The following is a 26,344-nucleotide window of genomic DNA, read 5'->3' as shown; positions in this document are numbered from 1 at the left end:
AGTAAGAAAGGCTTCCTATGCAATCAAGAATTATGCAGCGTCAACGAATGCCTGCCAGTATCGTGTTTCCTTTGGGATTGATCCTGCTTGGAGTAACTATTACTTCTTCAGTGGTGGTAGGCCCCATGTCAATCAGCTTCGCAGACAGTTTTCTGGCCCTTACTCCGTGGCAGTCTGAACTACCGGCTCATATCCAAATTGTTATTCACCAAATCCGCCTGCCTCGTACCCTGCTTTGTATCGCTGTAGGGGCAATTCTCGCCCTTTGTGGTGCCGTCATGCAGGGGCTGTTCCGCAACCCACTGGCCGATCCTGGCATCATTGGGGTATCAGGGGGGGCCAGTTTAGGCGCGGCACTAGCGATTGTTATTTTTGCTCCGCTTGCAGCTTCATATCCCCTGTTGCTTACATTAGGAACTGTTCCTGTGTTTGCCTTCCTCGGCGGCACCGTCAGTACTTATCTGGTATACCGCCTGGGAACGGATAAAAGCGGCACCTCCGTCACCATTATGCTACTTGCTGGTGTCGCAATCGGCGCCTTGTCTGGCGCTGCGCTCGGCTTGATGAACTATTACGCCGATGATCAGGCATTGCGCGATTTGTCTCTATGGACCATGGGGTCATTGGCTGGTGCGACTTGGCCAGGTATCACACTTGCCTTCAGCACCCTCGGCCTGCTGCTGTTCTTGTTTGACCGTAATGCCAATGCCTTGAATGCCTTCCTGTTAGGAGAGGCAGAAGCAAGCCACATGGGAGTCAATGTACAACGTCTGAAGCGAATCCTGATTTTACTCTGTGCCGCAGGGGTTGGCGTATCAGTCTCGCTGACTGGTGTCATCGGTTTTATCGGTTTAATCATTCCGCACCTAGGAAGGATGCTTACAGGACCGAATCACAAAACCCTACTCCCTTTATCGGCACTTCTAGGCGCACTGATTCTGCTTGTCGCTGATATGCTGGCACGTATTGTGGCAGCTCCTGCAGAGTTACCGGTCGGTATTATCACCGCAATATTAGGGGCGCCTTTCTTTATTTTCCTACTGATCAAACAAAAAGGAAGGTTGTCATGATGGCAACACCGGCAAATTCCGAGAAAAACGTCGCGATCGAGGTCAAAGGACTAAATTTATCTCTTTGTGGAAAAAAACTACTGGATAACTTTGATCTTACAGTTCATAGCGGTGAATTAACGGCGCTACTCGGCCCCAACGGCGCTGGTAAAAGTACGCTACTGAAAGTCATGTGTGGCGAGACCGCTGCTGAAGGTGAAGTCTGCATTTTTGGCAAGCGACGTAGCGCATGGGAGCCCGCCGTGCTGGCTAAACACCTTGGAGTCCTCCCTCAACACAGCAGCCTTAGCTTTGCCTTTACTGTCCAGGAAGTTGTGGAACTAGGCAGCTTGCCGTTAAAGATCCCCAACGCACAGACTTCTGCTCTCGCCAGTGAGAAGATGAAACTTGTTGATGTGGCACACCTAAGTACTCGGCTGTATCCGACGCTGTCAGGAGGCGAAAAACAACGAGTACATTTTGCCCGGGTGCTTACCCAGTTAAGCCAAGCCGGTCAGCAGTGTGTTCTTATGCTCGACGAACCGACATCGGCACTCGATCTCGCACACCAGCATAAAACCTTGCAGGTGGCCCAGGCATTGGCCCACGCGGGTGCTGCCGTCATTGTCGTGATCCATGACCTAAACCTCGCCGCCCAGTATGCTGATCGGCTGGTGATCATCAATCATGGCAAGATTCAGGCTGATGGAACACCGTGGGATGCATTACAGAGCAATACAATTAACAGTGTATACGGTTGGCCTGTTTACATTAGTAGCCACCCCGCAGATGATTATCCGGTGGTAATACCTGCCTCACCGGAAAAAAACCTTATGGCAGCAATTTAAGACACTCACCTTCCAATCGAGTGCTTTTAGGGCCAGCCCCACCATGCCTCTGCCAACGTGCAGAGGCATTTTATTTCACACTAATTAAATTTGATTACACAAACAGCAATATATATGCACCCCGTTTATATATAATTGCACTAAGTTTGTTGATATCCATCAATATTTGCCATGTTGGGATACAGAAACGTTGCACTGTGCGCTACACTCAGTAAAATGTGAGCGCAAGCGATTACACACTGCAACGCTCCGAAAGATGAGATATTACAAAGCCGCTAATTAGTGAAGCGGCTTTTTGGCGTTTTTGTACTAAGTACCAAACAGAAAAATTATCTGTGGCGTTCAGATTATTTCTCTGTTTGGTATTTATGTGATTATAAATGGTTGGACTGAAACCTCTGACCTCAAATTATTAGAAGAATAAGTATGGCAACGATTAAAGATGTTGCACGTATGGCTGGTGTATCAACCACAACAGTTTCTCACGTGATCAACAAAACCCGCTTTGTGGCAGAAGCTACGCAAAAGAAAGTTTTAGCCGCTGTTGAAGAACTTAATTACGCGCCAAGTGCGGTAGCACGAAGCTTAAAATGCAACACAACCCGTACAATCGGTATGCTGGTAACAAAATCTACCAACCCATTCTTTGCAGAAGTGGTGCATGGTGTTGAAGAGTATTGTTACGGCGAAGGTTACACGCTAATTCTATGTAACACTGAAGGCAACCTAAGCAAACAACGTGACTACCTGCGGATGTTAGCTGAAAAACGTGTCGATGGCCTGCTGGTCATGTGTTCAGATTTGGATGAAAAACTACTGGAGCTGCTTGAGCGCCAGAAAGATTTGCCAATGGTTATCATGGACTGGGGTCCAGAAAGCCCACACACAGATAAGATTCAAGACAACGCTGAATTAGGCGGTTATGTCGCGACGAAATACTTTATCGAACACGGTCACAAAAAAATTGGCTGCCTGTCTGGCCACCCTGATAAATCAACCTGCCGCGAGCGTCTGAAAGGCTTCTACAAGGCCATGAATGAAGCCAAGCTAACGGTGAATGAAGATTGGTTGCTGGAAGGTGATTTCGAGTGTGAGTCAGCCGTTATTGCAGCAAACAAGTTTATCGCAATGGAAGATCGCCCTACGGCAGTTTTCTGTTTTAACGATATTATGGCGATGGCAATGATCAGCACCTTTGAACAGGCAGGTCTACACGTGCCTGAAGACATCTCAATCATCGGCTACGATAACATCGATTTGGCACCGTATTTCTCTCCACCGCTGACAACGATCCACCAACCGAAACGTCGTTTGGGCAAAACGGCCATCGAAATCCTGATGGAGCGAGTGAAAGACAAAGAGCACGATCGCCGTGTCTTTGAAATGGCACCGGAGTTGGTAGTCCGTAAATCGGTTAAAGATTTAAACGTTTAACTCGTAACTATAAATAGAAATTTTAGGAACCGATAAATTCATTTATCGGTTTTTTTTTGCCACGAAACAGCGATTAATTTTGCATCATTTTTCAGGCATAAGGTTGCAGGTGTGAACTAAAAAATCAGACAATTTTATTGAAGCAAGATCACACTTTTCAAGGTGGGAGCAAGTTCAAAAATATTATCTAGGATATGCTTAATAAGTCACGAACAAGGCAAACTATTCGAAAGGATGGGACGCAAAGCTTCCGGCCTAAAAGTGTTTAGTTTTTCAATAACTAAGTCAACTTATGGTAGCGGGGTTGCCGATGGATATAGCGATGAGTCATGTCATATTATTTGACTGTATTCTGACATAACTTTTTTGTGAAATTTGCTAATCTGAAATCCTCGCTCTGTTGTTAGGTGACTCAAGATATTTTCACCGAGAAGAAGCATGGACAAACCAGTACTTAAAGAATCACTACGATTATTCAATTGTTTCGAGAATGTGAAGTCTCGTTCAATGTTTGGCGGCTTTGGTATTTTTGCAGGTGAAACAATGTTTGCTCTGGTAGTAAACGATAAGTTGCATCTCCGTGCGAATGCCGAAAACGAGTCAGAATTTAAACAAGCCGGCCTTAAACCATACGTGTATAAGAAGCGCGGTTTTCCTGTCGTAACTAAACACTATGCTATTCCCGAGGAATGGTGGGGAGAACCAGAAAAAATTCTTTGTCAGGCTAAGCGGTCATTTAATGCCGCAAAACAGGATAAAGAAACAAAAAGTAATTCAGGGCCTAACCGAATCAAAGACTTGCCTAACCTCCGCTTGGCAAATGAACGGATGCTTAAAAAAGCTGGGATCACTTCTGTGAATGAGCTTTTTGAAGCAGGCGCGATAAATGCCTACAAAGCACTACAAGAAACCCATCAAGACTCAGTCAGTATTGAGTTGCTATGGGCGCTTGAAGGTGCTGTAAGCGGTCAGCATTGGTCTGTCATTACGCAACAGCGTCGTTCAGAACTTCTTTCTGAGTTGTAATAACTGATAAGAAATAGGAGGTGATGACACCTCTTATTTCTTAATATTATTTACTGCCCCTATCAGCGCAAGCATACAGCACATTCCATCACGACTAGATTTGAGCAAATGAATGAAACTGCTTGGATATGCTACGTTCGTGTCGCCTTAATGACAAATTATTGTCAGAATCCGTCAAATATTGATTCTACTCACAAAGCTGTTCATAAATGCATCAATATTCTTTTATTCACTCAGTGCATTAGTAAAATTGGTCTGTCATTTTTGCCGGAGGTTGCCATGAACTGTTCAAAGCCTTTTCCTGGACAAGCAGACCAAATGTTCAAAGATAAGTTTTGCAAATGGCCAAAGCTTATGCGTGTACTGGTTTTAGTCAGCCTTATTCCGCCAGCAGCTCTCTTTTTCATGGTACAAAATCAACTTGTGCCGCAAGCCGCTTTACATGAAGTGCTGACCATCACGACTGGCTTCAACCTTCTGCTCCTTTTATGGGGACTCATTCTAAAAGTCCGATCAAAAAAGTACTGGTACCGCAACTACCATATTGGCAAGACCATGGTGATTGCTATGGTACCGGTACTCGCTTGTGGCTATGTCTTGGTTACTAATCAAGATATGCCCAATATGGCCAAGCAACAAGAAGCCCAAATTGTTCAGATATCGGTCAACTAATCGAATTTAAAGAATTTTTTTCATTTTTCTGAAATTTTCTTGCCTCTTATTCGGTCTCTGTCTCATACCAATCTAGTAATTTATCCGATCATGGCAACTACTAAATTGATATACTCGCGGTAGCATAAAGTTACAGCTAGACAGATAAATTAAGGGGCCCATGTGCGTATACCAGCCAAGCAACATTATTCTTTTCTAATCAAGCCGCTTCTTTGGCTGCAAAAACGTCATTACGGCAGTATCTTAAACCCGGCATTACTCTGGGGACGGCGCCCTACCTTATTCTGGCTTGTAGCTGGCTTCTTCGGCTACCTTGATCGTAAATCTTCCCCTATCACACCGATCATCCGCTCGCTCGTTTGCGTGCGGGTTTCTCAGCTGAACGATTGTGCATTTTGTGTTGATGCCAACGGCATGAAGCTCGCCGAGCGTTGCGGTTCTGAAGAAAAAATAAAAGCACTTGCGCACTGGCAGCAAAGTGAGCTCTTTGAGCAGCAAGAGCGTGATGTACTTAAATATGTAGAAGCAATCACCATCACAGGCCGCCGTGTTGATGAAGAGATGATTGCGCAGCTGAAACACAGGTACGATGATGATGCTATTGTTGAACTAACGGCTTTGATTGCCTTCCAAAACCTGTCTGCCAAATTTAACACCGCACTTGACGTACCTAAACAAGGCTTTTGTTCACTGCCGATCCAACCCGGTGATAATGAATCAACCTCATCGGCCCCCCCATCAGACAACAAGTAGAAAGGTGAAGTCATGGATAGAAAAAAACTGCTACTCCTTGGGATAATAGCCAGCCTTCTCGGTCTATGGTTTGCCTTTGACCTTGGCCAATATTTCACCCTGGAGCAAGCCAAAGCACAGCAGATAGCGCTGCAAGGTACGATTTCGGAGCAACCATTAGTATCCAGTTTTGTTTACTTTATCGCCTATATTGTCATTACAGCCCTTTCTCTGCCGGGTGCGGCTATTATGACACTGCTTGGGGCAGCCCTGTTCGGCTTCTGGTGGAGCTTGCTGCTCGTATCGTTCGCCAGTACTATCGGCGCGACTCTTGCGTTCATATTTAGCCGATTCATTCTAAGGGATTGGGTACAAAGCAAATTCGGTCATCGTCTGGCCCCAATTAACGCCGGAATAGCGAAAGACGGCCCCATCTATCTGTTTACTCTACGTCTGATCCCAGTTTTCCCCTTCTTTATGGTAAACCTGTTAATGGGTTTGACCCCCATTAGTACCCGGATGTTTTATCTTGTCAGCCAGTTAGGCATGCTCGCAGGCACTATGGTATACATCAACGCAGGTACGCAATTAGGTGAAATTGAGACCTTGAGTGGCATTATCTCCGCGCCGGTGCTGGTCTCTCTGGCATTACTCGGCGTCTTCCCGTTATTTGCCAAGCAGGCCATTAACCTCGTCAACCGACGTCGAGCCTATGCGAACTGGCAACGACCAGAGCAATTCGACCAGAACATGGTGGTCATTGGCGCTGGTGCCGGCGGTTTGGTGAGCTCTTACATCGCAGCCGCCGTTAAGGCCAAGGTGACATTAATCGAACGGCACAAAATGGGGGGCGACTGCCTGAATACTGGATGTGTGCCTTCCAAAGCCATTATCCGTGCAGCGCACACGATGGCTGAAATCTCGCGGGCTCACGAGTTCGGGATAACTACCAGCAAGCCCGAAGTAAACTTCGAAAAGGTAATGTCACGAATTCACAATGTCATCGCAAAAATCGAGCCTCATGACTCAATTGAACGCTATTCCAAACTGGGCGTAAACTGCATCGACGGTGAGGCACGCATCCTGTCGCCATGGGAGGTCGAAGTGAACGGCAAGCGTATTACCACCCGCAATATCGTCATTGCAACGGGTGCACATCCACTTGTCCCTACTATTCCCGGGCTAGATAACGTCAACTACCTGACCTCCGACTCTATCTGGTCGCTAACCGAACAGCCTAAGCGCCTGCTGGTACTTGGTGGTGGTCCAATCGGCTGTGAGCTTGCCCAAAGTTTTTGCCGCTTGGGTAGCCAGGTAACCTTAGTTGAGATGGCAGACCAGCTGCTCATTCGTGAAGACGCGGAAGCCTCTGAGCTGGTCAAACAAAATATGTTGGAAGATGGTGTCGACATTAAACTAGGTCACCGCGCCATGAGGTTTGAGTCTGTCACCAACGAAGACGGAAGTCGCACCCAGCGAGCCTATCTGGATGTCAACAATGAAAGCCAAGTCGTCATTGAGTTTGATGCTGTCTTATTGGCTCTGGGGCGAGTCGCTAACGTCCAAGGGTTTGGTCTTGAAGAGCTCGGCATTACCACCACCGAACGTGGTACAGTAGAAGTAAATGAATACTTGCAAACCCTATATCCAAATATTTTTGCTGTAGGCGATGTTGCCGGACCATTCCAATTAACCCACGCCGCCGCGCATCAAGCATGGTACGCCGCCGTTAACGGGCTATTCGGCCAGTTCAAGAAGTTCAAAGCCGATTATTCGGTTTTGCCTGCAGCGACATACACCTCGCCGGAAGTTGCCCGTGTCGGTATCAACGAGAAGGAAGCCAAGGCACAAGGAATTGACTATGAAGTCGTCACTTATGGGATCGATGACCTTGACCGTGCGATTACAGACGGCGAAGATCATGGTTTTATTAAAGTTATTACTCCAAAAGGTAAAGACAAAATCTTGGGAGCAACGGTTGTCGGTAACAATGCCGGTGAGCTACTGGCGGAATTTACCCTCGCCATGCGCCATGGTTTAGGCTTGAATAAAATACTTGGTACCGTCCATCCTTACCCGACAATGAGCGAGGCGGTGAAATATACAGCAGGGGTCTGGAAGCAGGCTAACGCACCGAAAGGTCTTCTGGCTTGGATCGAGAAATACCATCGCTGGATGCGCAAAGAAAACAAAACAACTGAAGGAAGCGAAGTCGTACCTTCCGAGCCCGTACTAAAAGAAGAAAGGGATATTTAATAACATGAAAAAAATGCTTTTGGGGCTAGCAATGTCGCTAGTCTCTAGCGTCAGTATCGCGCAAGCCTCAACTGAGCCATCAAGCCCCTCTAACTGGCAGCAAACCGTCGAAAAAGCGCAAGGTCAGACTGTCTATTTTAACGCCTGGGGAGGAAGCCAGGAAATCAATGACTACCTTCGTTGGGCTAGTCGTCAGCTACAGGCCCAATATGGTGTAACCCTCACACATGTCAAAGTTGCAGATATTGCCGAAACTACCCAGCGATTACTGGCAGAGAAAACTGCCGGGAAAAATGTCGGGGGAAGTGTTGATATGGTCTGGATCAACGGCGAGAATTTCCGCTCGATGAAACAAAGCGGCCTGCTTTACGGTCCGTTCACCGAAACACTCCCTAACTGGAAGCTAGTCGATAAAACGCTTCCAATTGACAAGGACTTTACCGAGCCAACCAACGGACTTGAAGCCCCTTGGGGAGTCGGGCAGTTAGTGTTTATCCATGATAAAAAGACCCTGAATAATCCACCACGAAGCTTCAATGAACTGCTGAGCCTGGCGCAAGCCTTTCCGGGAAAAGTCAGCTACCCGCAACCGCCGGAATTTCATGGCAGTAGCTTTTTGAAAGCCGCTTTAATCGAGTTGACCAATAACCGGGAAGCCTTATATCAACCGCTTGATACTAAAGCTGAGAAGGCAAAGTTTGATCAGGTCACCGCTCCACTATGGCACTACCTTGATCAGCTCCATCCCGTTGCTTGGCAACAGGGAAAGCGTTTTCCATCCGGTACCAGCGAAACGATACAGTTGCTTGACGACCAGCAGTTACTGCTCGCCATCACATTCAATCCCAATGCAGCTAATGCTGCCATTGAACATGGCAATCTAGCTGAAACCGCTCAAGCTTATGCGTTTAACCAAGGTGCGCTGTCCAATATCCATTTTCTGGCCGTACCGTGGAATGCCTCGGCAAAAGAAGGCGCCTTGGTGGCCATCAACTTCTTAATGAGCCCAGAAGCCCAGGCGAGAAAGGCCAATTCCTCAATTTGGGGGGATCCTTCAGTTCTCAGCCGAGAGGCACTTGCTAGTGGTGGTTCTCAGGGGTTTTCACTGTTTAAATCCATTCCAGAGCCCCATCCAAGCTGGCTGACTGCCATTGAGCTTGAGTGGCAGAAACGCTACGGTAGCTAAATAGTTCGGGTATCGGCCGTTACCGAGCTGATACCCGTTCACTAGGTTTTTTATGATTCGTTTGTTGTACCTGCTTGCCCTGTTCCTCTGTGCGCTGCCTTTAGCGCCTGGGATCTTAGGCATTTTGTTCCCTGCATTTTCATGGATTCCAACGTTAGGGCTTTCGACTCCTGACATATCGGCTTTTGAGACCGTGGCCCATTGGCCAGGGATTGCTAAGTCTATCGGCTTGTCGTTGCTGACCGGAATAGGCAGTACCATCTTGGCTATCGTTTTCTGCTTTCTGGTTTTGAGGCAATACTGGAATACTTCCCGCTGGCCGCGTATAGAACATAGCCTTTCTCCGATGCTTGCTATGCCGCACGTTGCTTTCGCTATTGGCTTTTCTTTCACATTTGCACCGACAGGGTGGTTCTTTCGTATATTGAACTCTCTCGGGTTTGATACCGCAGGCTGGTACAGCCTTGTGCAAGACCAATATGGCATTGGTCTTCTGTTGGCACTCGCGATAAAAGAAACCCCGTTTCTGCTGCTAATGAGTATTTCTGTCCTCCAGCAAATCAAAGTCACTCAGTTGCAGGCTGTCGCGTCAGGGCTTGGTTACAATCACAATGAGAGCTGGCTGAAGGTTATTCTTCCGCAATGGCTGCCCAAGATGCGGTTACCGATCTATGCGGTGGTTGCCTATGGCCTCTCTGTTGTAGACGTTGCCTTGATTATCGGTCCATCACGGCCTTCTACACTCTCGGTACTTGTCTGGCAGTGGTTTAACGAACCAGATCTTTTGCTGCTGCCTCGCGCTGCTGTTGGTGCGACCTTGCTTCTGGCCCTGGCTCTACTCACCTTAGGCGCCCTACGCGTGGCTGAGTGGTATCTGCTCAGACACTGCCGCCGGTGGCAAATCAGTGGCCCGAATTCCTCCTGTCATGCCGCTAGAACAGATGACACTATTGCTCAACAGAAGAAACATAAAGTGCCGAGCTATGCCCCTTTTGTCATCATTCCGCTGATTGTCATTCCTGTTCTGCTGCTGTGGTCTTTTGCCCAGCGCTGGCGTTTTCCTGATCTTCTGCCCAGCCGATATAGTTTGCGTTTTTGGCAGCAAGAATCCTTTTCGCTAATTGAGCTTACAGTCAACAGTATCAGTTTGGCGCTGGTCAGTAGCTTCTGCGCGCTTGTCCTGGCCATTGCATGTCTAGAGTATCGGCAGAAATACCAGAAAGGCTTGCCTAACTGGCTCATTGCCATACCGATGGTATTGCCTCAACTGTCACTGCTTTTCGGTATCCAGATTACGACTTATTTTGTACCCGGCCAGTATTACTGGACTTGGGTAGCATGGAGCCATCTATTTTTCGTCTTCCCCTACCTCTATTTGGCATTGGACGGTCCATGGCGCAGTTATGATATTCGTCTTGATCAGTCTGCACGTAGCCTCGGTTTAAATGGATGGCAAACATGGTGGCGAGTCAAACGCCCTCAGGTACTACCAGCCATCTGGTTGGCATTGGCTGTCGGGACCAGTGTCAGCCTGGCACAATACCTTCCGACTCAAATGTTAGGTGCAGGCCGCGTTTCTACCGTAACAACCGAAGCCGTCGCGCTTGCCAGCGGGCAGGATCGTCGTGTTAGTGCGGTTTATGGCCTGCTGCAGGGGCTTCTCCCTTTCATTTTCTTTACCATGGCCATTGCCGCAAGCCGTTACTCTTCACGCTTTAGCCGTCCAACCCAGCAACAACGGAGAAAAATCACGGATGACGTTATCTGTGGAAAACCTCACTATAAGTAATAGTGAACAGCCGCTATTCAACCCGGTCAACTTTCAGGTTGAGGCTGGCAGTATCCTCACACTGATGGGACCAAGTGGATGTGGTAAGTCAACAATACTCAGTGCCATTGCCGGACACCTTAGTCCTGTCTTCGTCCTTGAAGGAAAAATCACCCTTGGTGGCTTGGGTATGAATGCTCTCGCCCCGGATCAGCGCCGGATCGGTCTCCTGTTTCAAGATGATCTCTTGTTCCCGCACTTAAATATCTGGGAGAACTTAGCGTTTGGATTACCCAAAGCCATTGCCGGCCGGACACGGAAAGAAAAAGCCCTATCGACACTTGCCCAGCTCGGGCTAAGTAATCTAGCCGAAAAAATGCCGTCAGAAATATCTGGCGGTCAACGCGCCCGTATCAGCTTAATGCGAATGCTGTTATCTGAGCCCCATGCTGTGTTGTTAGATGAACCTTTTAGCAAGCTCGATAAAGCATTGCGCAGTGAGTTTCGTGAATTTGTTTATCAGCAAATCAGATCGAAAGGGATCCCTGCGCTCATGGTCACGCACGACGACGATGATATACCGCAAGGCGGCCACGTGCTGCGCTGGCCATGGGCAAATGAAACAAATAAGACAACTGAAGGAACACCATGTTAGATCGTTACGCTATTAAAATGATCCGCTGGCCTTTGACGGTCATTTCTGCTCTACCCGTCAAAGTTGGGATCACTGCCAACCAGGTAACAGTTTCAGGGTTTGTTCTCGGGCTATTTGCACTGCCATCACTTGCGATGCAAGAGTACCAATGGGCATTGGCCTTTATTCTATTGAATCGAGTATTTGATGGGCTTGATGGCGCGGTTGCACGACGTCAGGGTATTTCTGATTGCGGTGGTTTTTTAGATATTACGTTAGATTTTCTGTTTTATTCCATGGTGCCATTCGGTTTTGTTCTCGCAAACCCCGAGGCTAATGCCGTAGCCGGAGCCTTTTTAATATTTTCATTTATAGGTACTGGTTCGAGCTTCCTTTCTTTCGCAATCATGGCAGGTAAACGCAATATCGAAAGCCCGGTCTATAAACAAAAATCCCTGTATTACATCGGCGGGCTAACAGAAGGAACGGAAACTATCGCCTGCTTTGTGCTGTGTTGCCTCCTTCCCCAGCATTTTGCCACTATCGCGTGGATCTTTGGCTGCCTATGTTGGGTAACCACTGGTACCCGAATTTGGGCAGGATACCAAACTCTGAAAGCTGACTAAACACTGTTCATTCATCGCTCATGCAGACTGCTTCTTGCATGAGCGATGAAGATTACCGATTCTACTTGTCATAATTCCCTGTACGGTTACAATCTGCGGTCGTTTAACACGAGTGAATCCCGAGACTATGAACCGTAAGAAAAAAATTAACGAAGCGCTGAAGAAAAGAAAAAAAAGAACTAACGCCAAGCTTCACCGTAGCAACAAGCCTCGCTATATTTCTAAAGCCGAGCGCGCCAAGATGGAAGCCGAAGCAGAGCAGAACCAACAAGCCACCGCTCAGGAAGAATCACCGGCAGTTCAGCCAGACTCTGACAGCGAATAATAGTGTTTTAGGCGACCCCGCTTTTAGCCTCGAACATTATAGTCCTGTAGACTTATGCCCAAACGAACTAACTGAAGTCGTTTGGGTATCTTGTCAGCAAGTTCATAAGCATACGCAGTGCAATTGCTATTAACCATCAAACTATCGGTTAAACGCGCTTTAGCGCATCCATTCACGATGCAATTGCTCGCTGTCACCCAAGTACTCTAGCAACCAGTCGATGGCCGGATTCTGACTCTCCTTATTCCATGCCAGACAACATGGGCTTGCCGCCGGTTTGTTAGCCAGTATTTTTTCAACCAGCTCACCTGAGTCTATCCTTGGTTGCGCCATATGCTCCGGCACGACACAGATACCTAACCCAGCCTTCAGGCACTGAATCGCACTGTACCAGTTAGGTACCATAATCCGACGCTGATTATCTATCATCCAGGTCACCCGCTTTGGCAGAACCCGAGAGGTATCTTCAATACAAATAGCCGGGTACTGCATCAGCTCTTCCGGTTTTATCTCATAGTCGGCCGATGCTAACGGGTGATCAGGAGCCACAACAAATTTCCAGTAAAGTGTCCCCATATCACGGTAATCGAACGATCCACTTACCGGCACCGCAGCAGTAGCCCCAATCACAAGATCGGCACGTCCATCAGCCAGCGCATCCCACACCCCGTTAAATACCTCCATCGACAGGTGTAGCTCAACATCGGGAAACTCACGGTAAAAGTCTCGCACAAGGGTATTAACCCGGCTTTCCCTCACGACCGTATCCAGCGCAACCGAGACACTTTGCGACCAGCCGTTCGCTACCCGTTGAGTTTGTAGTTTTATCTGCTCCATCTGCTTGATCAGGTTTCTGGCTTCTTCTACGAAGAATTCTCCGGCTGGTGTCAATTTCACTTGTCGGTGCAACCTAACAAATAAATCAACAGCAAGACGCTCTTCGATAAGTCTAACCGTGTAACTGATTGCACTTGGAACCTTATGCAACTCTTCCGCTGCAGCCGAAAAACTCCCCCGTCTTGCAACAACATCAATAACTTGCAAATCGTTGTACGAAAACATATCAAATCAAATATTTTGAAAGCAATGTTGAAATATTACCGTTTCACAGCAAACGAAAGCAACATTAAACTGCAGGCAAAGTAATACAGAGAAAGACACCTTTATGAACAAACAACCTTCAAACATCACTCTTCTATGGTTTGCATGCCTAAGTATGCTGGGTTATCTCGCAACAGACATGTATCTGCCTGCTTTTGAAACAATGCGGACAGATTTCGATACATCACAGTCACTTATAGGTTTGTCTTTAAGTATTTTCCTATTGGGTATGGCTATGGGCCAATTGGTCTACGGTCCACTGTCTGATCGTATTGGTCGTATCAAAGTACTAATGGGTGGTATGACATTATTTAGCATTGCATCAGTGCTATGTGCATTCGCTCCCAACGTTGAGCTATTACTAATTGCACGATTCGCTCAAGCTCTAGGTGCTTGTAGTGCAACAGTTATTTGGCAAGCAGTCGTCGTTGATCGCTACGAAGGCAAAGTCTCAGAACGTGTTTTCGCAACAATTATGCCACTTGTTGCTCTGTCACCAGCACTAGCCCCTCTTGCAGGCGCCCTGCTTGAACACCAATTCGGTTGGCGCAGCATCTTTGTCGCTCTAGTTGGTTTTGGTGCAGTTTTGTCCATTATGACACTGAAAGAGCCTGAAAGTGCAAAATTAGACACAAAACAAGAAAAAATAAGCACTCAGTTGCGTCGTGACTATCAACAGATTCTGAGTTCAAAAAAATTCGTCGGCAATATGATGATTTTTGCTGCCTGTTCAGCAGCTTTCTTTGCTTACCTGACTGGTTCACCGTTCGTGATGTCAGCAATGGGTTACTCAGGCTCTGATATCGGCCTCAGCTATGCGCCTCAAACTGTTGCCTTTATTATTGGTGGCTACGGTTGCCGTACCTTGCTAAGCAAGTATGACAGCCAACAAATCCTACCGTGGATCCTTAAGCTATTTTTAGCTAGCGTGACGGTTATGTTCCTTATTTCAGTCAACACTGAACCTAAGACCATCTGGCCAATCCTGGTACCATTCTGTTTCTTGGCTGTTGCTAATGGTGCTATCTATCCAATCATCATCAGTAAAGCACTGGAAGACTTTAAGAGCTGTAGTGCAACAGCAGCAGGATTACTGAACTTCCTGCAGACCATGGTATGTTTCGCAGCAAGTGGCTTAGTTTCAGCATTCGCCGCGCACGGCCTGCTGACAGTAACAACAACCATGTTTGCAACTGGCTTTGTGGCTCTAACAGGTTACGCGCTGGTCGTTAAGGCTCGTCGTCAGACGCTGCAGCACGCTCAAACCGCATAATTTCAAATGAAAAATGCATAGATAATTAAGGCTGCCATATGGCAGCCTTTTTTATTTCGCGTTATTTATGCTTTATTTTAGCCATGTCAGTCTGACTAAAATCTCATTTCTCATAATTTCCCACAATCTACCACCCTGCCTTTTCTTAACAAACCCAAGATAAAGCACTGGTTTTACCAGTAGTAAACCCCAGCAACGGAACAATTAATAAACAAAAATGCAACACAATGAATTATTTATACGTTTTTCTTGCATAAGATCTCACTTTGGGTAATATAAAAATCCAGTAACGATTAATGCAGTATGTCAGCATGAGTATTCAAGTAAGCGGTATTAATAAATTCTACGGAACGACGCAGGTTCTTCATAATGTGAACTTCACTTGTAATAAGGGCGATACCTTGGTGCTACTTGGGCCAAGTGGTGCAGGTAAGAGCTCATTACTACGGATTCTGAACTTACTTGAAACCGCAAGCAGCGGTGAGTTACACATTGCCAAAGAAGACTTTGACTTTAGCGCAACTATCCAAGAAAAAGACGGGCTGAAACTACGTCGTAAGGTCGGTATGGTTTTTCAGCAATACAATCTTTGGCCCCATTTGACGGTATTGGAAAACCTCATCGAGGCGCCAGTCAAGGTTGCTGGCATAAATAAAGAAGACGCGAAGAAAGAAGCTATTGCCATTCTTTCAACACTTCAGTTGGCTGACAAAATTGATTCATGGCCGATGCAGTTATCTGGCGGACAGCAGCAGCGTGTCGCCATTGCACGCGCCCTCATGATGAAGCCTGATGTTTTGCTTTTTGATGAGCCAACTGCAGCACTGGATCCCGAGATCACCAACCAGATCGTAAAGATCATCAACCAATTAAGTGAAACCGGCATTACCCAGGTCGTGGTTACCCATGAAGTCGATTTCGCCAAAAAAATTGCCAGCCACGTTCTCTACCTAGAGCAAGGTCGAATCGTGGAGCACGGTAGCAGAGAAGCCTTCGTCAATCCCGCTACGCAGGAATTTGCCGAGTATCTCACTCACTAATTTAACTTTTTATATTATCTAACAACCTCATACCCTCTGTATCAATCCAGCATAGATCGATACAGGGAACAGTGACGCACGGAGTATTGCGATGAAAAAAATCTTATTGGCTTCCCTAATTGGCCTCGCTTCAACTAATGCAGCGGCTCAAGAAGATATCAAGTTTGCCATGGAAGCTACCTACGCCCCTTTTGAGTATGTTGATGAGAACAACCAGATTCAGGGCTTTGATGTTGATCTCGCCAATGCTCTATGTAAGGAAATCGAGGCTAAATGTTCATTCCATAACCAGCCTTTTGATAGCCTGATCCCCGCTCTGAAATTCCGCCGTTATGATGCTGCCATTTCAGGCATTGATATTACCGAACAACGTCTGCAGCAAGTGAATTTTACTCATGCCTACTATGACAACTCGGCTGCATTTGTGGCCATTGAAGGCAAAGTTGCCGATCAAGCTGCACTAAGCGGCAAGCGTGTGGGTGTGCAGAACGGTTCGACTCACCAGAGCTACCTAACAGAACAAATGGAAGGTGTCACAGCGGTTCCTTATGCCAGCTACCAAGATGCTTTCATCGATATGCAAAATGGCCGTATCGACTCAGTCTTCGGTGATACCGCTGTCGTAGCCGAATGGTTCAAGAAAAATAACACGCTAACTTATGTCGGTGAGCAAGTAACCAATGCCAAGTACTTCGGTAACGGCTTTGGTATTGCCGTGAACAAAAACAACCAGGAATTGGTAGACAAGCTCAATGCTGCACTGAAGACAGTTAAAGCAAACGGTGAATACCAAGTGATCTTCGATAAGTATTTCGGTAAGTAATATGGCTCTATCTGGTTATGCACTAACACTGGCAGAAGCGAGCTGGATGACAGTCCAGCTCGCTTTTGCCAGCCTACTTGTTGGTTTGGTGTTAGCGGTTATATTTGCAAGTGGTGAAATGTCCCGCCACCGCTTTATCTCATGGCCAACCACAGCATTGGTTACCGTACTACGTGGTTTACCTGAGCTGCTTGTGGTGTTGTTTATTTTTTTCGGCTCGACTCAAGTGCTGTTTATTATCACCGGGGATTATGTCGAAGTCAGTCCGTTTCTTTCTGGGGTTATTGCGCTTTCACTAATCTTTGCGGCCTATGCTGCGCAAACACTACGTGGGGCATTAAAAGCTGTTCCCAAGGGGCAGCGTGAAGCGGCAAGCGCACTTGGGATCAGCAAGCTTAGGGCATTTACCCGAATCGTACTACCACAAGCAATCCGCCATGCTCTGCCAGGGTTAACCAACCAGTGGCTGGTTCTATTGAAAGATACTGCACTCGTCTCTTTAATCGGTGTTACTGATCTACTCAAACAGGCACAGCTAACAGCCGCCGCAACGCACGAGAGCTTTACCTGGTATGCAAGCGCTGCTGTAATTTATCTGGTGATCACTCTCCTAACCCAGAGAGCGGTAAAAATGCTCGACAATAAATTTAGTGTTCAGGGCCTAAGTCATAATCAAGGAACCTCTGCATGAATGAACAACATGTCTGGCAGCTACTGGAAGGCCTCACAACGAGCATAGAATTAACGCTTGTTTCCCTATTGGTCGGCTGCATACTGGCACTATTGATGACCATCACCTTGATTTTACGCATCCCTTTCTTACATTGGCTTAGTCGAGGTTTAATTACCCTGTTTACCGGGACTCCGTTATTGGTACAAATCTTTTTGATCTACTACGGACCCGGGCAGTTTGACTCTGTGCGCGAGAGTATTCTGTGGAACTGGCTCAGCCAGCCATGGTTCTGTGCGATGCTAGCCCTAGCCTTAAATACAGCAGCCTACAGTACCCAACTGTTTAAGGGGGCCTTCAACGCTATCCCGTCAGGTCAATGGCAAGCATGCAGGGCCTTGGGAATGAACAAAAAAAATACACTGGGTGTATTGCTTCCCTATGCAATCCGTCGTGCTGTTCCTGCGTACTCCAATGAGGTCATCCTGGTATTTAAGGGCACGTCACTTGCGAGTACCATCACCATCATGGATATCATGGGCTATGCACAGCGTATTAATGCACAAACCTATGACACACTCATGGTATTTAGCATTGCAGGCCTGTTCTATTTAGCGGTAAACGGTATTTTGACCCTATTATTCCGTCAGGTAGAAAAGAAAGCACTGGCTTTTGAAGTAGCCCATTAATCTTTCCCTACTTTGTTCTTTGTGTTATTTCCTTGCCAGTAACAGTTGTTGCTGGCTTTATTTTTTAACTTAATCAATAAAGTATTTTTCAAAATATCCTCTCACACAAATAGGAATCAATCTTGTTTATGGGGCCGTTATTCTCTTAAATATGCACACTCACACTTATTAACAGTTATTACTAAATCCGTTTTTTGAAACAGATCATTAAAAATTAATTACCTCTTTATGGTAATTGGAAATATCCATCAAACTTATAACATCAACAAGGCATAACGATACTTTTGATAAACAGCGTATCGAGAAATGACAAACAAACATTATGACAACAAAAAGATAACAAATACAACTAACGAGCAACAAATCAACAGCCAAACCCTGCCTTAAATTCTATTAATAAATATTAATAAAATAAAACAACTGAATATAATTCTATTATTGCCATTCATCTTTCCGTTGAAGATCAAAAAACACAACGAATAAATATATTAATACCATCAAGCCAATTGAATAAGCCCAAAAATATATTTTATGATCTTTATAAAAATAGAATTGTTAAATTTCCTCTTTGTTTTTTGTTCAACTAATTAATATGCAGGTAGCTCTATGAACAATGGCATTAGCACAGCTGGCCAAGACAAGCAGAAGCTTGAGTGGCGAACGTTCTTTTTAATTACCGTCGTTCTCTTTCCGGTTCTCAGTGTAATGACAGTCGGCGGATACGGGTTCTTCATTTGGATGATGCAGGTATTTTTCCTTGGTCCTCCAGGCCACGGTGGCTGATCCCTACACGTCATTAACCAGAATCAACAATAAGAGAACGCAACATGAAATCATTTATAGTTAAAACTTGGCGGACATTGTCGCGTCCAAGTGTCCATATCAGCCTTGGTGTTCTGACACTCGGCGGATTCCTTGCAGGGATTATTTTCTGGGGTGGGTTCAATACCGCGCTGGAAGCAACCAACACCGAAGAGTTCTGTATTGGCTGCCACACCATGGAAAATAACGTCTACCAGGAACTACAAGAAACGGTTCACTGGAAAAACAACTCAGGTGTTCGTGCAACCTGCCCAGATTGTCACGTACCACACGATTGGACAGCGAAAATCGCCCGTAAAATGCAGGCAAGTAAAGAAGTGTTCGCCCAACTCTTTGGTGATTTAGACACCCGTGAAAAATTCGAAGAACGCCGAATTACCCTTGCCCAGCATGAATGGGATCGTTTCTCTGCCAACAAGTCGCTTGAATGTAAAAACTGTCATGACTACGAAAGTATGAACTTCGATGAGATGCGCCCTACTGCTCGTATCCAAATGAAGCAGGCCGCAGAGCGTGATCAGAGCTGTATCGACTGTCATAAAGGCATTGCGCATAACCTGCCGAAGAACATGGACAGCACTGGCGGCATGATTGCCGAGCTTGAACAGCTAGCTTCTAACACCAAGTTTACTAATGGCGAAGAGTACATCAGCGTACGCCACCTACCGCTATATGAAGACAAAAGCCTGGCAAATGAAGCTGGCCTGCTAAACCCAGCATCTTCAGTGAAAGTTATCGACCAAGCCGGTGATGCAATTCAAGTTGAAGTTTCTGGCTGGCGTAAAGACAAAGGCTTTGGCCGCGTAATCCAAGAAGACTTTGGTATGAACATTGCTGTTGCCTCTCTACTTAAAGAGTCTTCAACCAATGATCAAATTATCGAGAAATTCGAACGTAAAGAAGACGACCTGACTGGTCTGCCATGGCAACGTGTTACTGCCAAGCTTTGGATGAAGAAAGAAGCCCTGCTTGACGATGTTCAGCCAATTTGGGAACAAGCGAAACAGTCTTACCAAACCAACTGCTCTGTGTGTCACACCCAACCAGATGAAGCGCATTTTGACGCCAACACCTGGCCTGGGATGTTCAACGGCATGATGGCATTTGTTAACTTCGATACCGACAGTAAAGCACTGGTACTGAAGTACCTTCAGAAGCATTCCTCAGATTTTTCTGACGGCCACCACTAAGAATTGATGGAGTAATTAAGTATGTCTGTTAGCAGAAGAAGTTTTCTTAAAGGCCTGGCAACCACCAGCGCTGTCTCTGTCATTGGACCAAGCCTGCTGGCTTCAGCCAAAGTGAATGCCGCCGAAACCACCGGTAGCTGGAAAGTCTCAGGTTCTCACTGGGGTGCATTCCGCGCGAATGTTTACGCTGGTAAAGTACAAGAGATCAAGCCGTTAGAAATGGATAAACACCCGACTGAAATGCTTAACGGTATTAAGGGGATTATCTACAGCCCTTCACGTGTTCGTTACCCAATGGTGCGTCTAGACTGGCTGAAAAAACATAAATACAGCGGCGAAACACGCGGTAATAACCGTTTCATCCGTGTGACTTGGGATGAGGCTCTAGATCTATTCTATCGTGAGCTAGAGCGTGTACAGAAAGACTACGGACCATGGGCTTTGCATGCCGGTCAAACCGGCTGGCGTCAAACTGGTCAGTTCCATAGCTGTACCAGCCACATGCAGCGTGCTGTTGGCATGCACGGTAACTTCATTACCAAGGTCGGCGACTACTCTACCGGTGCGGGCCAGACGATCCTTCCTTACGTATTAGGTTCTACTGAGGTTTATGCGCAAGGTACATCTTGGTCTGAAATTATTGATCACAGTAAGAACATTGTATTGTGGGCAACGGATCCAGTGAAAAACCTGCAGGTTGGCTGGAACTGTGAAACCCACGAGTCATATGCTTACCTTGAGAAGCTAAAAGAGAAAGTTGCCAACGGTGAGATCAATGTTCTCTCTGTTGACCCGGTCAAGAACAAAACCCAGCGTTACCTAGGTAACGACCACATGTACATTAACCCGCAAACGGACGTGGCCTTCATGCTTGCCGTTGCGCATACCCTGTACACCGAAGATCTATACGACAAAGAGTTCATCAAAACTTACTGCCTAGGCTTTGATGAGTTTGTGCCTTACTTCATGGGTGAGAGCAAAGACAAGATCGAGAAAACGCCTGAATGGGCTGCTGAGATCTGTGGTGTTGAAGCAGACAAGATCCGTGAATTTGCCCGCATGCTGGTCAATGGCCGTACCCAGATCCTATTTGGCTGGTGTATCCAGCGTCAGGAGCACGGTGAACAGCCATACTGGATGGGTGCTGTTATCGCGGCAATGGTTGGTCAGATTGGCCTGCCGGGCGGTGGCGTCTCTTACGGCCACCACTATAGCTCTATCGGTGTACCTTCTACCGGCTTTGCGGCACCGGGTGGTTTCCCGCGTAACGTTGACCAAGGCCAGAAGCCGAAATGGGACAACAACGACTTCAATGGCTATAGCCGAACGATTCCTGTTGCACGTTGGGTAGACTGTCTGCTTGAGCCGGGTAAAGAAATCAAATACAACGGTTCTAAAGTCATTTTGCCTGACTACAAGATGATGGTGATCAGCGGCAACAACCCTTGGCACCACCACCAGGATCGTAACCGTATGAAGCAGGCTTTCCAGAAGCTGCAAACTGTGGTTACCGTTGATTTCGCCTGGACAGCAACGTGTCGTTTCTCCGATATCGTGCTTCCGGCCTGTACCCAGTTCGAACGAAACGATATCGATGTTTACGGTTCATACAGTGGCCGTGGCCTTATTGCTATGCATAAACTGGTCGATCCGCTGTATCAGTCCAAGACCGATTTCGAAATCTTTACCGAGCTGTCTCGCCGTTTCGGGCGCCACAAAGAATACACCCGTGGTATGGATGAAATGGAGTGGGTACGTTCACTGTATGCTGACTGTCGCGAAGCGAACAAAGCCAAATTCGATATGCCGGAATTTGATGAGTTCTGGGCAAAAGGTGTGCTTGATTTCGGTGAAGGCAAACCATGGGTACGCCACGCAGACTTCCGTGAAGATCCGGAAATCAATGCATTGGGTACGCCATCTGGCTTCATTGAAATTTCCAGCCGCAAGATCGACCGTTTCGGCTACGAACACTGTCAGGGCCACCCAATGTGGTTTGAGAAGAGTGAGCGTTCCCACGGTGGTCCAGGTTCGAAGAAACACCCGTTCTGGATGCAGTCTTGCCACCCTGACAAGCGCCTGCACTCTCAGATGTGTGAGTCGGAAGAATACCGTGCAACGTATGCTGTTAAAGGACGTGAGCCGGTTTACATCAACCCTAAAGATGCGGCAGAAAAAGGTATTAAAGATGGCGATTTGGTTCGTGTATTTAATGACCGAGGTCAGCTTCTGGCAGGGGCGGTGCTTACCGACAGCTATGCGCGCGGCGTGATCCGTATCGAAGAGGGTGCCTGGTATGGCCCGCTTAACGAAAAAGTCGGCGCAATTGATACCTATGGTGATCCAAATACCCTGACTCAGGATATTCCATCTTCAGAGTTGGCTCAGGCAACCAGTGCTAACACCTGTCTGGTTAACTTCGAGAAGTTTACGGGCAAAGTACCACCGGTGACCTCATTCGGTGGCCCGCTGGAAGTTAAGTAAACACCAATAAGGTAAATCTAGCGAGAAGCCCTCCCCCTTCGGCTTCTCGTGAAAAATACATCAATAATTTCAAAGCCCGGTTCTGACTAGTCGTCAGCAACCGGGCTTTTTTATGCCGCTCAATAATGACGCAAATCAACCCCTTCGGGCACACGCAGCGCTTGGCCTTCTCTCAGGTGGTGATTAAAAAATCCCACCGACAAGGCATTACTTGCACTATGCATCACTGCTGAGTCAATACTACCGAGAATACCAGCGTACTTCAGTGGCGGCAGGTGGTTAAGATCGCTAAAATTCATATGCCCGGCCCCCGTAAATACCACCTCGCAGCCACCTTCTGAGTTCGCTATTGCCACCTGCTGATTAATCCATGAATAATCATGGTTAATGCCTTCTAGCTGATTTTCAGTGGAATAGGCAAAGCATACTGGTGCACTGCTTGCTGGATTAACAGAGAAGGAGAAGTGCTGACCATCAAGGTTCAGACCGGCTTTCACTCGCTCGTCATTCATCGCTAAATGAGAAGCCACTGCACCGCCGAATGAATGCCCCAACGCGGCTAACTTGTCGAGATCCAGATGTCCTGTTAACAGCGTCGGTTGATTGCCACTGGCAATATCTGGCAGCGCATCAAGTAACAGCTGATTGTTCTTCAGCCATGGCTGGAAATTGATGACAGCCTTGCTCATAATGGCGCGCTCATACTGCTGCGCTTTTTGCTGCCATTCCGCCAAAGATTGACTTTGACGTAGTTGTTCAAGATGTATCGACATTTCTGTTGCGGTTTCAACATCGAAATCGTCAGCGCTGATAGCAACACTGTCCTGCTGAGGCACTAACTCGCCATTGAGCCGCTTAACAATCAGGCTATGACCTGGGTGGCCCAATGCCAATACGACAAAACCATGGCTCGCTAACTGCTCCATATTAGTCAAACTTTGCTGGGCAAAGGAGCCATAACCGTGATTGAAGAGAAGTACAGGATGTTGCCCGGCCAGCACCTTAGCATTAATAATAGATTCTGTAGGACGCTCATCCGTCATTAGCGCCCCCGGGAAACCCTGTTGCGCGCCTAATGCTTCAGCCAGGTAAGCTGGCATATAGGGTAACCGTTCACCATCAGCACTTGCGCTGGCAGGATACCAGGCCGTGACATGAACAAACTGCTCGCCCTCGGTGACTTCAAACTCAGTAGTCCCCACCTTGTAGGCGCCATCCGGCTTCGGCCTTTCCGGGGCTGGTAACAACAGCACCACTCCCGCTAATAGCACCACTAAGCAGAACAAACCGCTCCCGATTCGAAACAACCATTTCATCACTTATTCCTTATTGTTCATATAGATAGAAATATTTGATATTGGTTGCCAAACGAATACAAGGTGTTTTCTGCTTTCAGTGCTCATCCAGATATTTACAGATTTAAAATGCGTCTGGGTTCACAGTCCTTTAGTCAGGGTCTAAACGACAAAGGGTCAAATCGTCACCATTTCGTTGACACTCTATATCAACCCACTGTCCGTTGAATGTCGCCAGGGAACTATCTGAAGACATATATCCCCACATCGTATTATTTTCAACTAGCCCCTCAAGGCTGATCTCGTTGTCTCTTTCTTCGAGTTCTATTTCTTTCAGTACATTTTGCCCACCTCGTTGTTTACCAACGAGTTCCAGCCAGCTTCCATTGAGAGTGCCTACCGTTAAGCCATCATCAAACTGCGTGTTAGCCATAATCTCAAATGCAATCCCGTTAATCGACAATTCACCATTGAGATAAGCCGCTTCGCCTTCCACTTTAAATTCAAAGTTATCGGGTGTATCAAGTTGTGCTTCGAAGTCGACTCTAGTTGCAACCAAGCTATCTCCTGATTGCTCAAGTTCTAATTCAACTATTGCACCGCTAAGTAAACTTTCCCTGTTACCATCATCAAACACGGTACTGTCATCGACCGTAATAATTAAATGACCGGCGACCTCAAAGAGTGATTTATCTTCACTAACCCAAGTCACAATCCCTTCCAATTCCAGCCCTTCAAAGTCATCGTTATCTTTAATATCAATAACTGAAGCAACAAAACGTCCATCAACGAACTGACCGAAAACCTCAACCCACATCCCATTTACTAGCTGACGACTATCTTCAACACTTGCATTATCGAACTCAACAGTAACTGTACCAAGTATGAAAGTACTCAATGTACTATCCAACCCACTTAGACTGCCTTCAATTTCAGCACTAGATAGCGCATCAACTTTATTAATTGAGGTTGTTTCCCAGCTACCGTCAGGGTGCATTCTGGCAAACACTAGTACCCAGTCCCCAACAGCTAAGCCATTCGATGAATAGTTAAAGGTTAAACCGTTAACAGTAATCTGATCGGCGGACAAAGATGAGATTTGCCCAGTAACCGTTGGCTCCAAAACAATACGTTGCGCATTGCCATCGGAATAGCTAACTTCAACAGTCATACCAACTGTTACCTTATCAAAACCATACTCATTATCGTCATAACTAACTTCCGCCAATGATGCATCGAGACTACGTCCATTAAGGCCAATGACCGACTCAGTGTATGAGACCCGATCTACCGTGCCATTTGTCTTAGAGACTGCGCCATTACTTCCGCCACTGGAAGAATCAGAGCTATCACCACCGCAACCCACGAACAAACCGCAACACATCACCGCATACATCAATGCTTTCATATAACCACCAATTCTAAGTGTTAACAGCAACGAATATGTGGCTAGATTCTAGCTAATCCAATTTATTTCATCAGACTCCAAAATAAGACACGATAAAAATATCTCGACTAATGCCAACAATGAAATGCTGAAAAAAAACTAAACTATTGAAGCGGCCTGAAACCCGTATGCTGGTACATCGCGCCTATTTTGAGGAGTTTTACATATGCCTAAAGCATTAATTGTATTAACCAGTCACTCACAGATGGGTGAAACCGATGAAAAAACAGGCTTCTGGCTATCTGAACTCACCCACCCCTACTACGCTATCGTCGATCGTGGCATTGAGGTTGAAATAGTCTCGATTCAGGGAGGAGAAACGCCCGTTGATCCGCGAAGTTGGGATGAAGAAGATAAACGTAACGTACGTTTCATGGCAACGCCTGAACTAATTGATGCCCTTAAAAATAGCAAGTCACTGGATGATATAGAGCCTGCCGATTATCAGGCCATTATTTTTGCAGGCGGGCACGGTACTATGTGGGATTTTCCTAACGATCCTGATGTGCAAGACGCAGCTGCCGCTATTTACGAACAAGGTGGTATTGTTGCTGCCATCTGCCATGGGCCTGCCGCCCTGATCAATATTAAGCTATCCGATGGTCGTCTTCTTATTGATGATAAGCGAGTGACCGCCTTTAGTAATGCCGAAGAAAGTGCGGTACAGCTAACTGATATCGTCCCCTTCTCGTTACAGGATGAATTGATGATCGCAGGTGCACACTATGTCGAACTACCGGCCTGGTCCGCCAATGTGGTCGTCGATGATCGGCTCGTTACCGGGCAAAACCCGCAATCCGCAGCAGGTGTCGGCGAGGCAGTCTGTGATCTACTTTTGATGTAAATACGGGGGGAACTAGTGCAGGTATCAACCCATGAAATGGTAGTTTTTTTATTGCAGAAAAAGCCATATTGCAGGGCAGGCATTTCGCCTACCCTGCTTTGAAAAATGAT

Annotated in this window: 24 protein-coding genes and 1 riboswitch; of the genes, 21 read left to right on the top strand and 3 right to left on the bottom strand. The window is 46.7% G+C overall.

Translation table 11 applies throughout. The annotated features are described in order from the left end of the window. Window positions 1-17: 17 nt before the first annotated feature. From MD588_RS02940 to MD588_RS02885, 12 genes are all read left to right on the top strand, one after another. Window positions 18-1,070 (top strand): FecCD family ABC transporter permease, encoded by a 1,053-nt coding sequence (locus MD588_RS02940; RefSeq protein WP_265695320.1) that lies wholly within the window; start codon window positions 18-20, stop codon window positions 1,068-1,070. Then, window positions 1,070-1,897 (top strand): heme ABC transporter ATP-binding protein, encoded by an 828-nt coding sequence (locus MD588_RS02935; protein ID WP_265695620.1) that lies wholly within the window; start codon window positions 1,070-1,072, stop codon window positions 1,895-1,897. Before MD588_RS02940 ends, MD588_RS02935 begins: the two co-directional genes overlap by 1 nt. A gap of 426 nt (window positions 1,898-2,323) precedes the next feature. After that, on the top strand, window positions 2,324-3,331 hold the full coding sequence (gene purR, locus MD588_RS02930; protein WP_265695318.1) for an HTH-type transcriptional repressor PurR: 1,008 nt from the start codon (window positions 2,324-2,326) through the stop codon (window positions 3,329-3,331). A gap of 206 nt (window positions 3,332-3,537) precedes the next feature. After that, a riboswitch (cyclic di-GMP riboswitch) is annotated at window positions 3,538-3,643 on the top strand. A 126-nt stretch (window positions 3,644-3,769) separates the two neighbouring features. Continuing rightward, window positions 3,770-4,357, top strand: a complete 588-nt coding sequence (locus MD588_RS02925) for a TfoX/Sxy family DNA transformation protein (RefSeq protein WP_265695316.1) — start codon at window positions 3,770-3,772, stop codon at window positions 4,355-4,357. A 108-nt stretch (window positions 4,358-4,465) separates the two neighbouring features. Beyond that, window positions 4,466-5,029 (top strand): hypothetical protein, encoded by a 564-nt coding sequence (locus MD588_RS02920; RefSeq protein ID WP_265695314.1) that lies wholly within the window; start codon window positions 4,466-4,468, stop codon window positions 5,027-5,029. Window positions 5,030-5,191: 162 nt separating this feature from the next. Continuing rightward, complete coding sequence (locus MD588_RS02915; protein ID WP_265695313.1) at window positions 5,192-5,782, top strand: carboxymuconolactone decarboxylase family protein; 591 nt, start codon at window positions 5,192-5,194, stop codon at window positions 5,780-5,782. Window positions 5,783-5,794: 12 nt separating this feature from the next. Further along, window positions 5,795-8,017: an FAD-dependent oxidoreductase gene (locus MD588_RS02910; protein WP_265695312.1), complete on the top strand. Its 2,223-nt coding sequence runs from the start codon at window positions 5,795-5,797 to the stop codon at window positions 8,015-8,017. 4 nt (window positions 8,018-8,021) lie between these two features. Beyond that, on the top strand, window positions 8,022-9,203 hold the full coding sequence (locus MD588_RS02905) for an ABC transporter substrate-binding protein (protein ID WP_265695311.1): 1,182 nt from the start codon (window positions 8,022-8,024) through the stop codon (window positions 9,201-9,203). Window positions 9,204-9,255: 52 nt separating this feature from the next. Next, window positions 9,256-10,992 carry an ABC transporter permease gene (locus MD588_RS02900; protein ID WP_265695310.1) on the top strand — a complete coding sequence of 579 codons (1,737 nt, stop codon included), beginning with the start codon at window positions 9,256-9,258 and terminating at the stop codon, window positions 10,990-10,992. Then, window positions 10,958-11,626, top strand: coding sequence for an ATP-binding cassette domain-containing protein (locus tag MD588_RS02895; RefSeq protein ID WP_265695309.1), 669 nt, complete (start codon window positions 10,958-10,960; stop codon window positions 11,624-11,626). Before MD588_RS02900 ends, MD588_RS02895 begins: the two co-directional genes overlap by 35 nt. Next, window positions 11,620-12,231 carry a CDP-alcohol phosphatidyltransferase family protein gene (locus MD588_RS02890; protein WP_265695307.1) on the top strand — a complete coding sequence of 204 codons (612 nt, stop codon included), beginning with the start codon at window positions 11,620-11,622 and terminating at the stop codon, window positions 12,229-12,231. Before MD588_RS02895 ends, MD588_RS02890 begins: the two co-directional genes overlap by 7 nt. A gap of 127 nt (window positions 12,232-12,358) precedes the next feature. Continuing rightward, window positions 12,359-12,556 (top strand): DUF2986 domain-containing protein, encoded by a 198-nt coding sequence (locus MD588_RS02885; protein ID WP_265695306.1) that lies wholly within the window; start codon window positions 12,359-12,361, stop codon window positions 12,554-12,556. Between the two features lie 159 nt (window positions 12,557-12,715). Here the strand turns inward: MD588_RS02885 and punR are convergent, their stop codons facing one another. After that, window positions 12,716-13,618 (bottom strand): DNA-binding transcriptional activator PunR, encoded by a 903-nt coding sequence (gene punR / locus MD588_RS02880; RefSeq protein ID WP_265695305.1) that lies wholly within the window; start codon window positions 13,616-13,618, stop codon window positions 12,716-12,718. Between the two features lie 103 nt (window positions 13,619-13,721). Here punR and punC point away from each other — a divergent pair, with 103 nt between their 5' ends. From punC to torA, 8 genes are all read left to right on the top strand, one after another. Then, on the top strand, window positions 13,722-14,930 hold the full coding sequence (punC, locus tag MD588_RS02875; RefSeq protein WP_265695304.1) for a purine nucleoside transporter PunC: 1,209 nt from the start codon (window positions 13,722-13,724) through the stop codon (window positions 14,928-14,930). 311 nt (window positions 14,931-15,241) lie between these two features. Continuing rightward, the gene (gene artP, locus MD588_RS02870) at window positions 15,242-15,970 is read left to right on the top strand and encodes an arginine ABC transporter ATP-binding protein ArtP (RefSeq protein WP_322784224.1); all 729 of its coding nucleotides are present in this window, start codon (window positions 15,242-15,244) and stop codon (window positions 15,968-15,970) included. 91 nt (window positions 15,971-16,061) lie between these two features. Beyond that, complete coding sequence (locus tag MD588_RS02865) at window positions 16,062-16,793, top strand: arginine ABC transporter substrate-binding protein (RefSeq protein ID WP_265695302.1); 732 nt, start codon at window positions 16,062-16,064, stop codon at window positions 16,791-16,793. Window position 16,794: 1 nt separating this feature from the next. After that, a complete protein-coding gene (gene artQ / locus MD588_RS02860; RefSeq protein ID WP_265695300.1) occupies window positions 16,795-17,484 on the top strand; it encodes an arginine ABC transporter permease ArtQ in 690 nt (229 codons plus the stop codon). Then, on the top strand, window positions 17,481-18,152 hold the full coding sequence (gene artM, locus MD588_RS02855; RefSeq protein ID WP_265695299.1) for an arginine ABC transporter permease ArtM: 672 nt from the start codon (window positions 17,481-17,483) through the stop codon (window positions 18,150-18,152). The genes artQ and artM overlap by 4 nt, the downstream gene beginning before the upstream one ends. Before the next feature lie 606 nt (window positions 18,153-18,758). Continuing rightward, the gene (gene torE / locus MD588_RS02850; protein WP_265695298.1) at window positions 18,759-18,935 is read left to right on the top strand and encodes a trimethylamine N-oxide reductase system protein TorE; all 177 of its coding nucleotides are present in this window, start codon (window positions 18,759-18,761) and stop codon (window positions 18,933-18,935) included. A gap of 44 nt (window positions 18,936-18,979) precedes the next feature. Next, complete coding sequence (gene torC / locus MD588_RS02845) at window positions 18,980-20,164, top strand: pentaheme c-type cytochrome TorC (RefSeq protein ID WP_265695297.1); 1,185 nt, start codon at window positions 18,980-18,982, stop codon at window positions 20,162-20,164. 21 nt (window positions 20,165-20,185) lie between these two features. Then, a complete protein-coding gene (gene torA, locus MD588_RS02840; RefSeq protein ID WP_265695296.1) occupies window positions 20,186-22,648 on the top strand; it encodes a trimethylamine-N-oxide reductase TorA in 2,463 nt (820 codons plus the stop codon). A 119-nt stretch (window positions 22,649-22,767) separates the two neighbouring features. Here the strand turns inward: torA and MD588_RS02835 are convergent, their stop codons facing one another. Then, complete coding sequence (locus MD588_RS02835) at window positions 22,768-23,964, bottom strand: alpha/beta hydrolase family protein (protein WP_265695294.1); 1,197 nt, start codon at window positions 23,962-23,964, stop codon at window positions 22,768-22,770. 130 nt (window positions 23,965-24,094) lie between these two features. Next, on the bottom strand, window positions 24,095-25,351 hold the full coding sequence (locus MD588_RS02830) for a DUF5666 domain-containing protein (RefSeq protein ID WP_265695293.1): 1,257 nt from the start codon (window positions 25,349-25,351) through the stop codon (window positions 24,095-24,097). A 205-nt stretch (window positions 25,352-25,556) separates the two neighbouring features. Between MD588_RS02830 and MD588_RS02825 the strand changes: the two genes are divergently transcribed. Beyond that, window positions 25,557-26,234, top strand: a complete 678-nt coding sequence (locus MD588_RS02825) for a type 1 glutamine amidotransferase domain-containing protein (protein WP_265695292.1) — start codon at window positions 25,557-25,559, stop codon at window positions 26,232-26,234. The last annotated feature ends 110 nt before the right edge of the window (window positions 26,235-26,344 follow it).

The sequence above is a fragment of the Photobacterium obscurum genome (genome assembly GCF_026191635.1).
Lineage (GTDB): Bacteria > Pseudomonadota > Gammaproteobacteria > Enterobacterales > Vibrionaceae > Photobacterium > Photobacterium obscurum.
The sequence above is the reverse complement of the archived record's forward strand: the minus strand, read 5'-3'. Positions and strand labels throughout refer to the sequence as shown.

Coding starts and splice junctions, on each gene's coding strand:
- punC (WP_265695304.1), top strand. CDS start 13,722: ATGAACAAACAACCTTCAAACATCACTCTTCTATGGTTTGCATGCCTA.
- punR (WP_265695305.1), bottom strand. CDS start 13,618: ATGTTTTCGTACAACGATTTGCAAGTTATTGATGTTGTTGCAAGACGG.
- MD588_RS02830 (WP_265695293.1), bottom strand. CDS start 25,351: ATGAAAGCATTGATGTATGCGGTGATGTGTTGCGGTTTGTTCGTGGGT.
- torC (WP_265695297.1), top strand. CDS start 18,980: ATGAAATCATTTATAGTTAAAACTTGGCGGACATTGTCGCGTCCAAGT.
- MD588_RS02895 (WP_265695309.1), top strand. CDS start 10,958: ATGACGTTATCTGTGGAAAACCTCACTATAAGTAATAGTGAACAGCCG.
- torA (WP_265695296.1), top strand. CDS start 20,186: ATGTCTGTTAGCAGAAGAAGTTTTCTTAAAGGCCTGGCAACCACCAGC.
- MD588_RS02890 (WP_265695307.1), top strand. CDS start 11,620: ATGTTAGATCGTTACGCTATTAAAATGATCCGCTGGCCTTTGACGGTC.
- MD588_RS02825 (WP_265695292.1), top strand. CDS start 25,557: ATGCCTAAAGCATTAATTGTATTAACCAGTCACTCACAGATGGGTGAA.
- MD588_RS02910 (WP_265695312.1), top strand. CDS start 5,795: ATGGATAGAAAAAAACTGCTACTCCTTGGGATAATAGCCAGCCTTCTC.
- artP (WP_322784224.1), top strand. CDS start 15,242: ATGAGTATTCAAGTAAGCGGTATTAATAAATTCTACGGAACGACGCAG.
- MD588_RS02885 (WP_265695306.1), top strand. CDS start 12,359: ATGAACCGTAAGAAAAAAATTAACGAAGCGCTGAAGAAAAGAAAAAAA.
- MD588_RS02900 (WP_265695310.1), top strand. CDS start 9,256: ATGATTCGTTTGTTGTACCTGCTTGCCCTGTTCCTCTGTGCGCTGCCT.
- MD588_RS02925 (WP_265695316.1), top strand. CDS start 3,770: ATGGACAAACCAGTACTTAAAGAATCACTACGATTATTCAATTGTTTC.
- torE (WP_265695298.1), top strand. CDS start 18,759: ATGAACAATGGCATTAGCACAGCTGGCCAAGACAAGCAGAAGCTTGAG.
- MD588_RS02920 (WP_265695314.1), top strand. CDS start 4,466: ATGAATGAAACTGCTTGGATATGCTACGTTCGTGTCGCCTTAATGACA.
- MD588_RS02835 (WP_265695294.1), bottom strand. CDS start 23,964: ATGAAATGGTTGTTTCGAATCGGGAGCGGTTTGTTCTGCTTAGTGGTG.
- purR (WP_265695318.1), top strand. CDS start 2,324: ATGGCAACGATTAAAGATGTTGCACGTATGGCTGGTGTATCAACCACA.
- MD588_RS02935 (WP_265695620.1), top strand. CDS start 1,070: ATGGCAACACCGGCAAATTCCGAGAAAAACGTCGCGATCGAGGTCAAA.
- artQ (WP_265695300.1), top strand. CDS start 16,795: ATGGCTCTATCTGGTTATGCACTAACACTGGCAGAAGCGAGCTGGATG.
- MD588_RS02905 (WP_265695311.1), top strand. CDS start 8,022: ATGAAAAAAATGCTTTTGGGGCTAGCAATGTCGCTAGTCTCTAGCGTC.
- MD588_RS02940 (WP_265695320.1), top strand. CDS start 18: ATGCAATCAAGAATTATGCAGCGTCAACGAATGCCTGCCAGTATCGTG.
- artM (WP_265695299.1), top strand. CDS start 17,481: ATGAATGAACAACATGTCTGGCAGCTACTGGAAGGCCTCACAACGAGC.
- MD588_RS02865 (WP_265695302.1), top strand. CDS start 16,062: ATGAAAAAAATCTTATTGGCTTCCCTAATTGGCCTCGCTTCAACTAAT.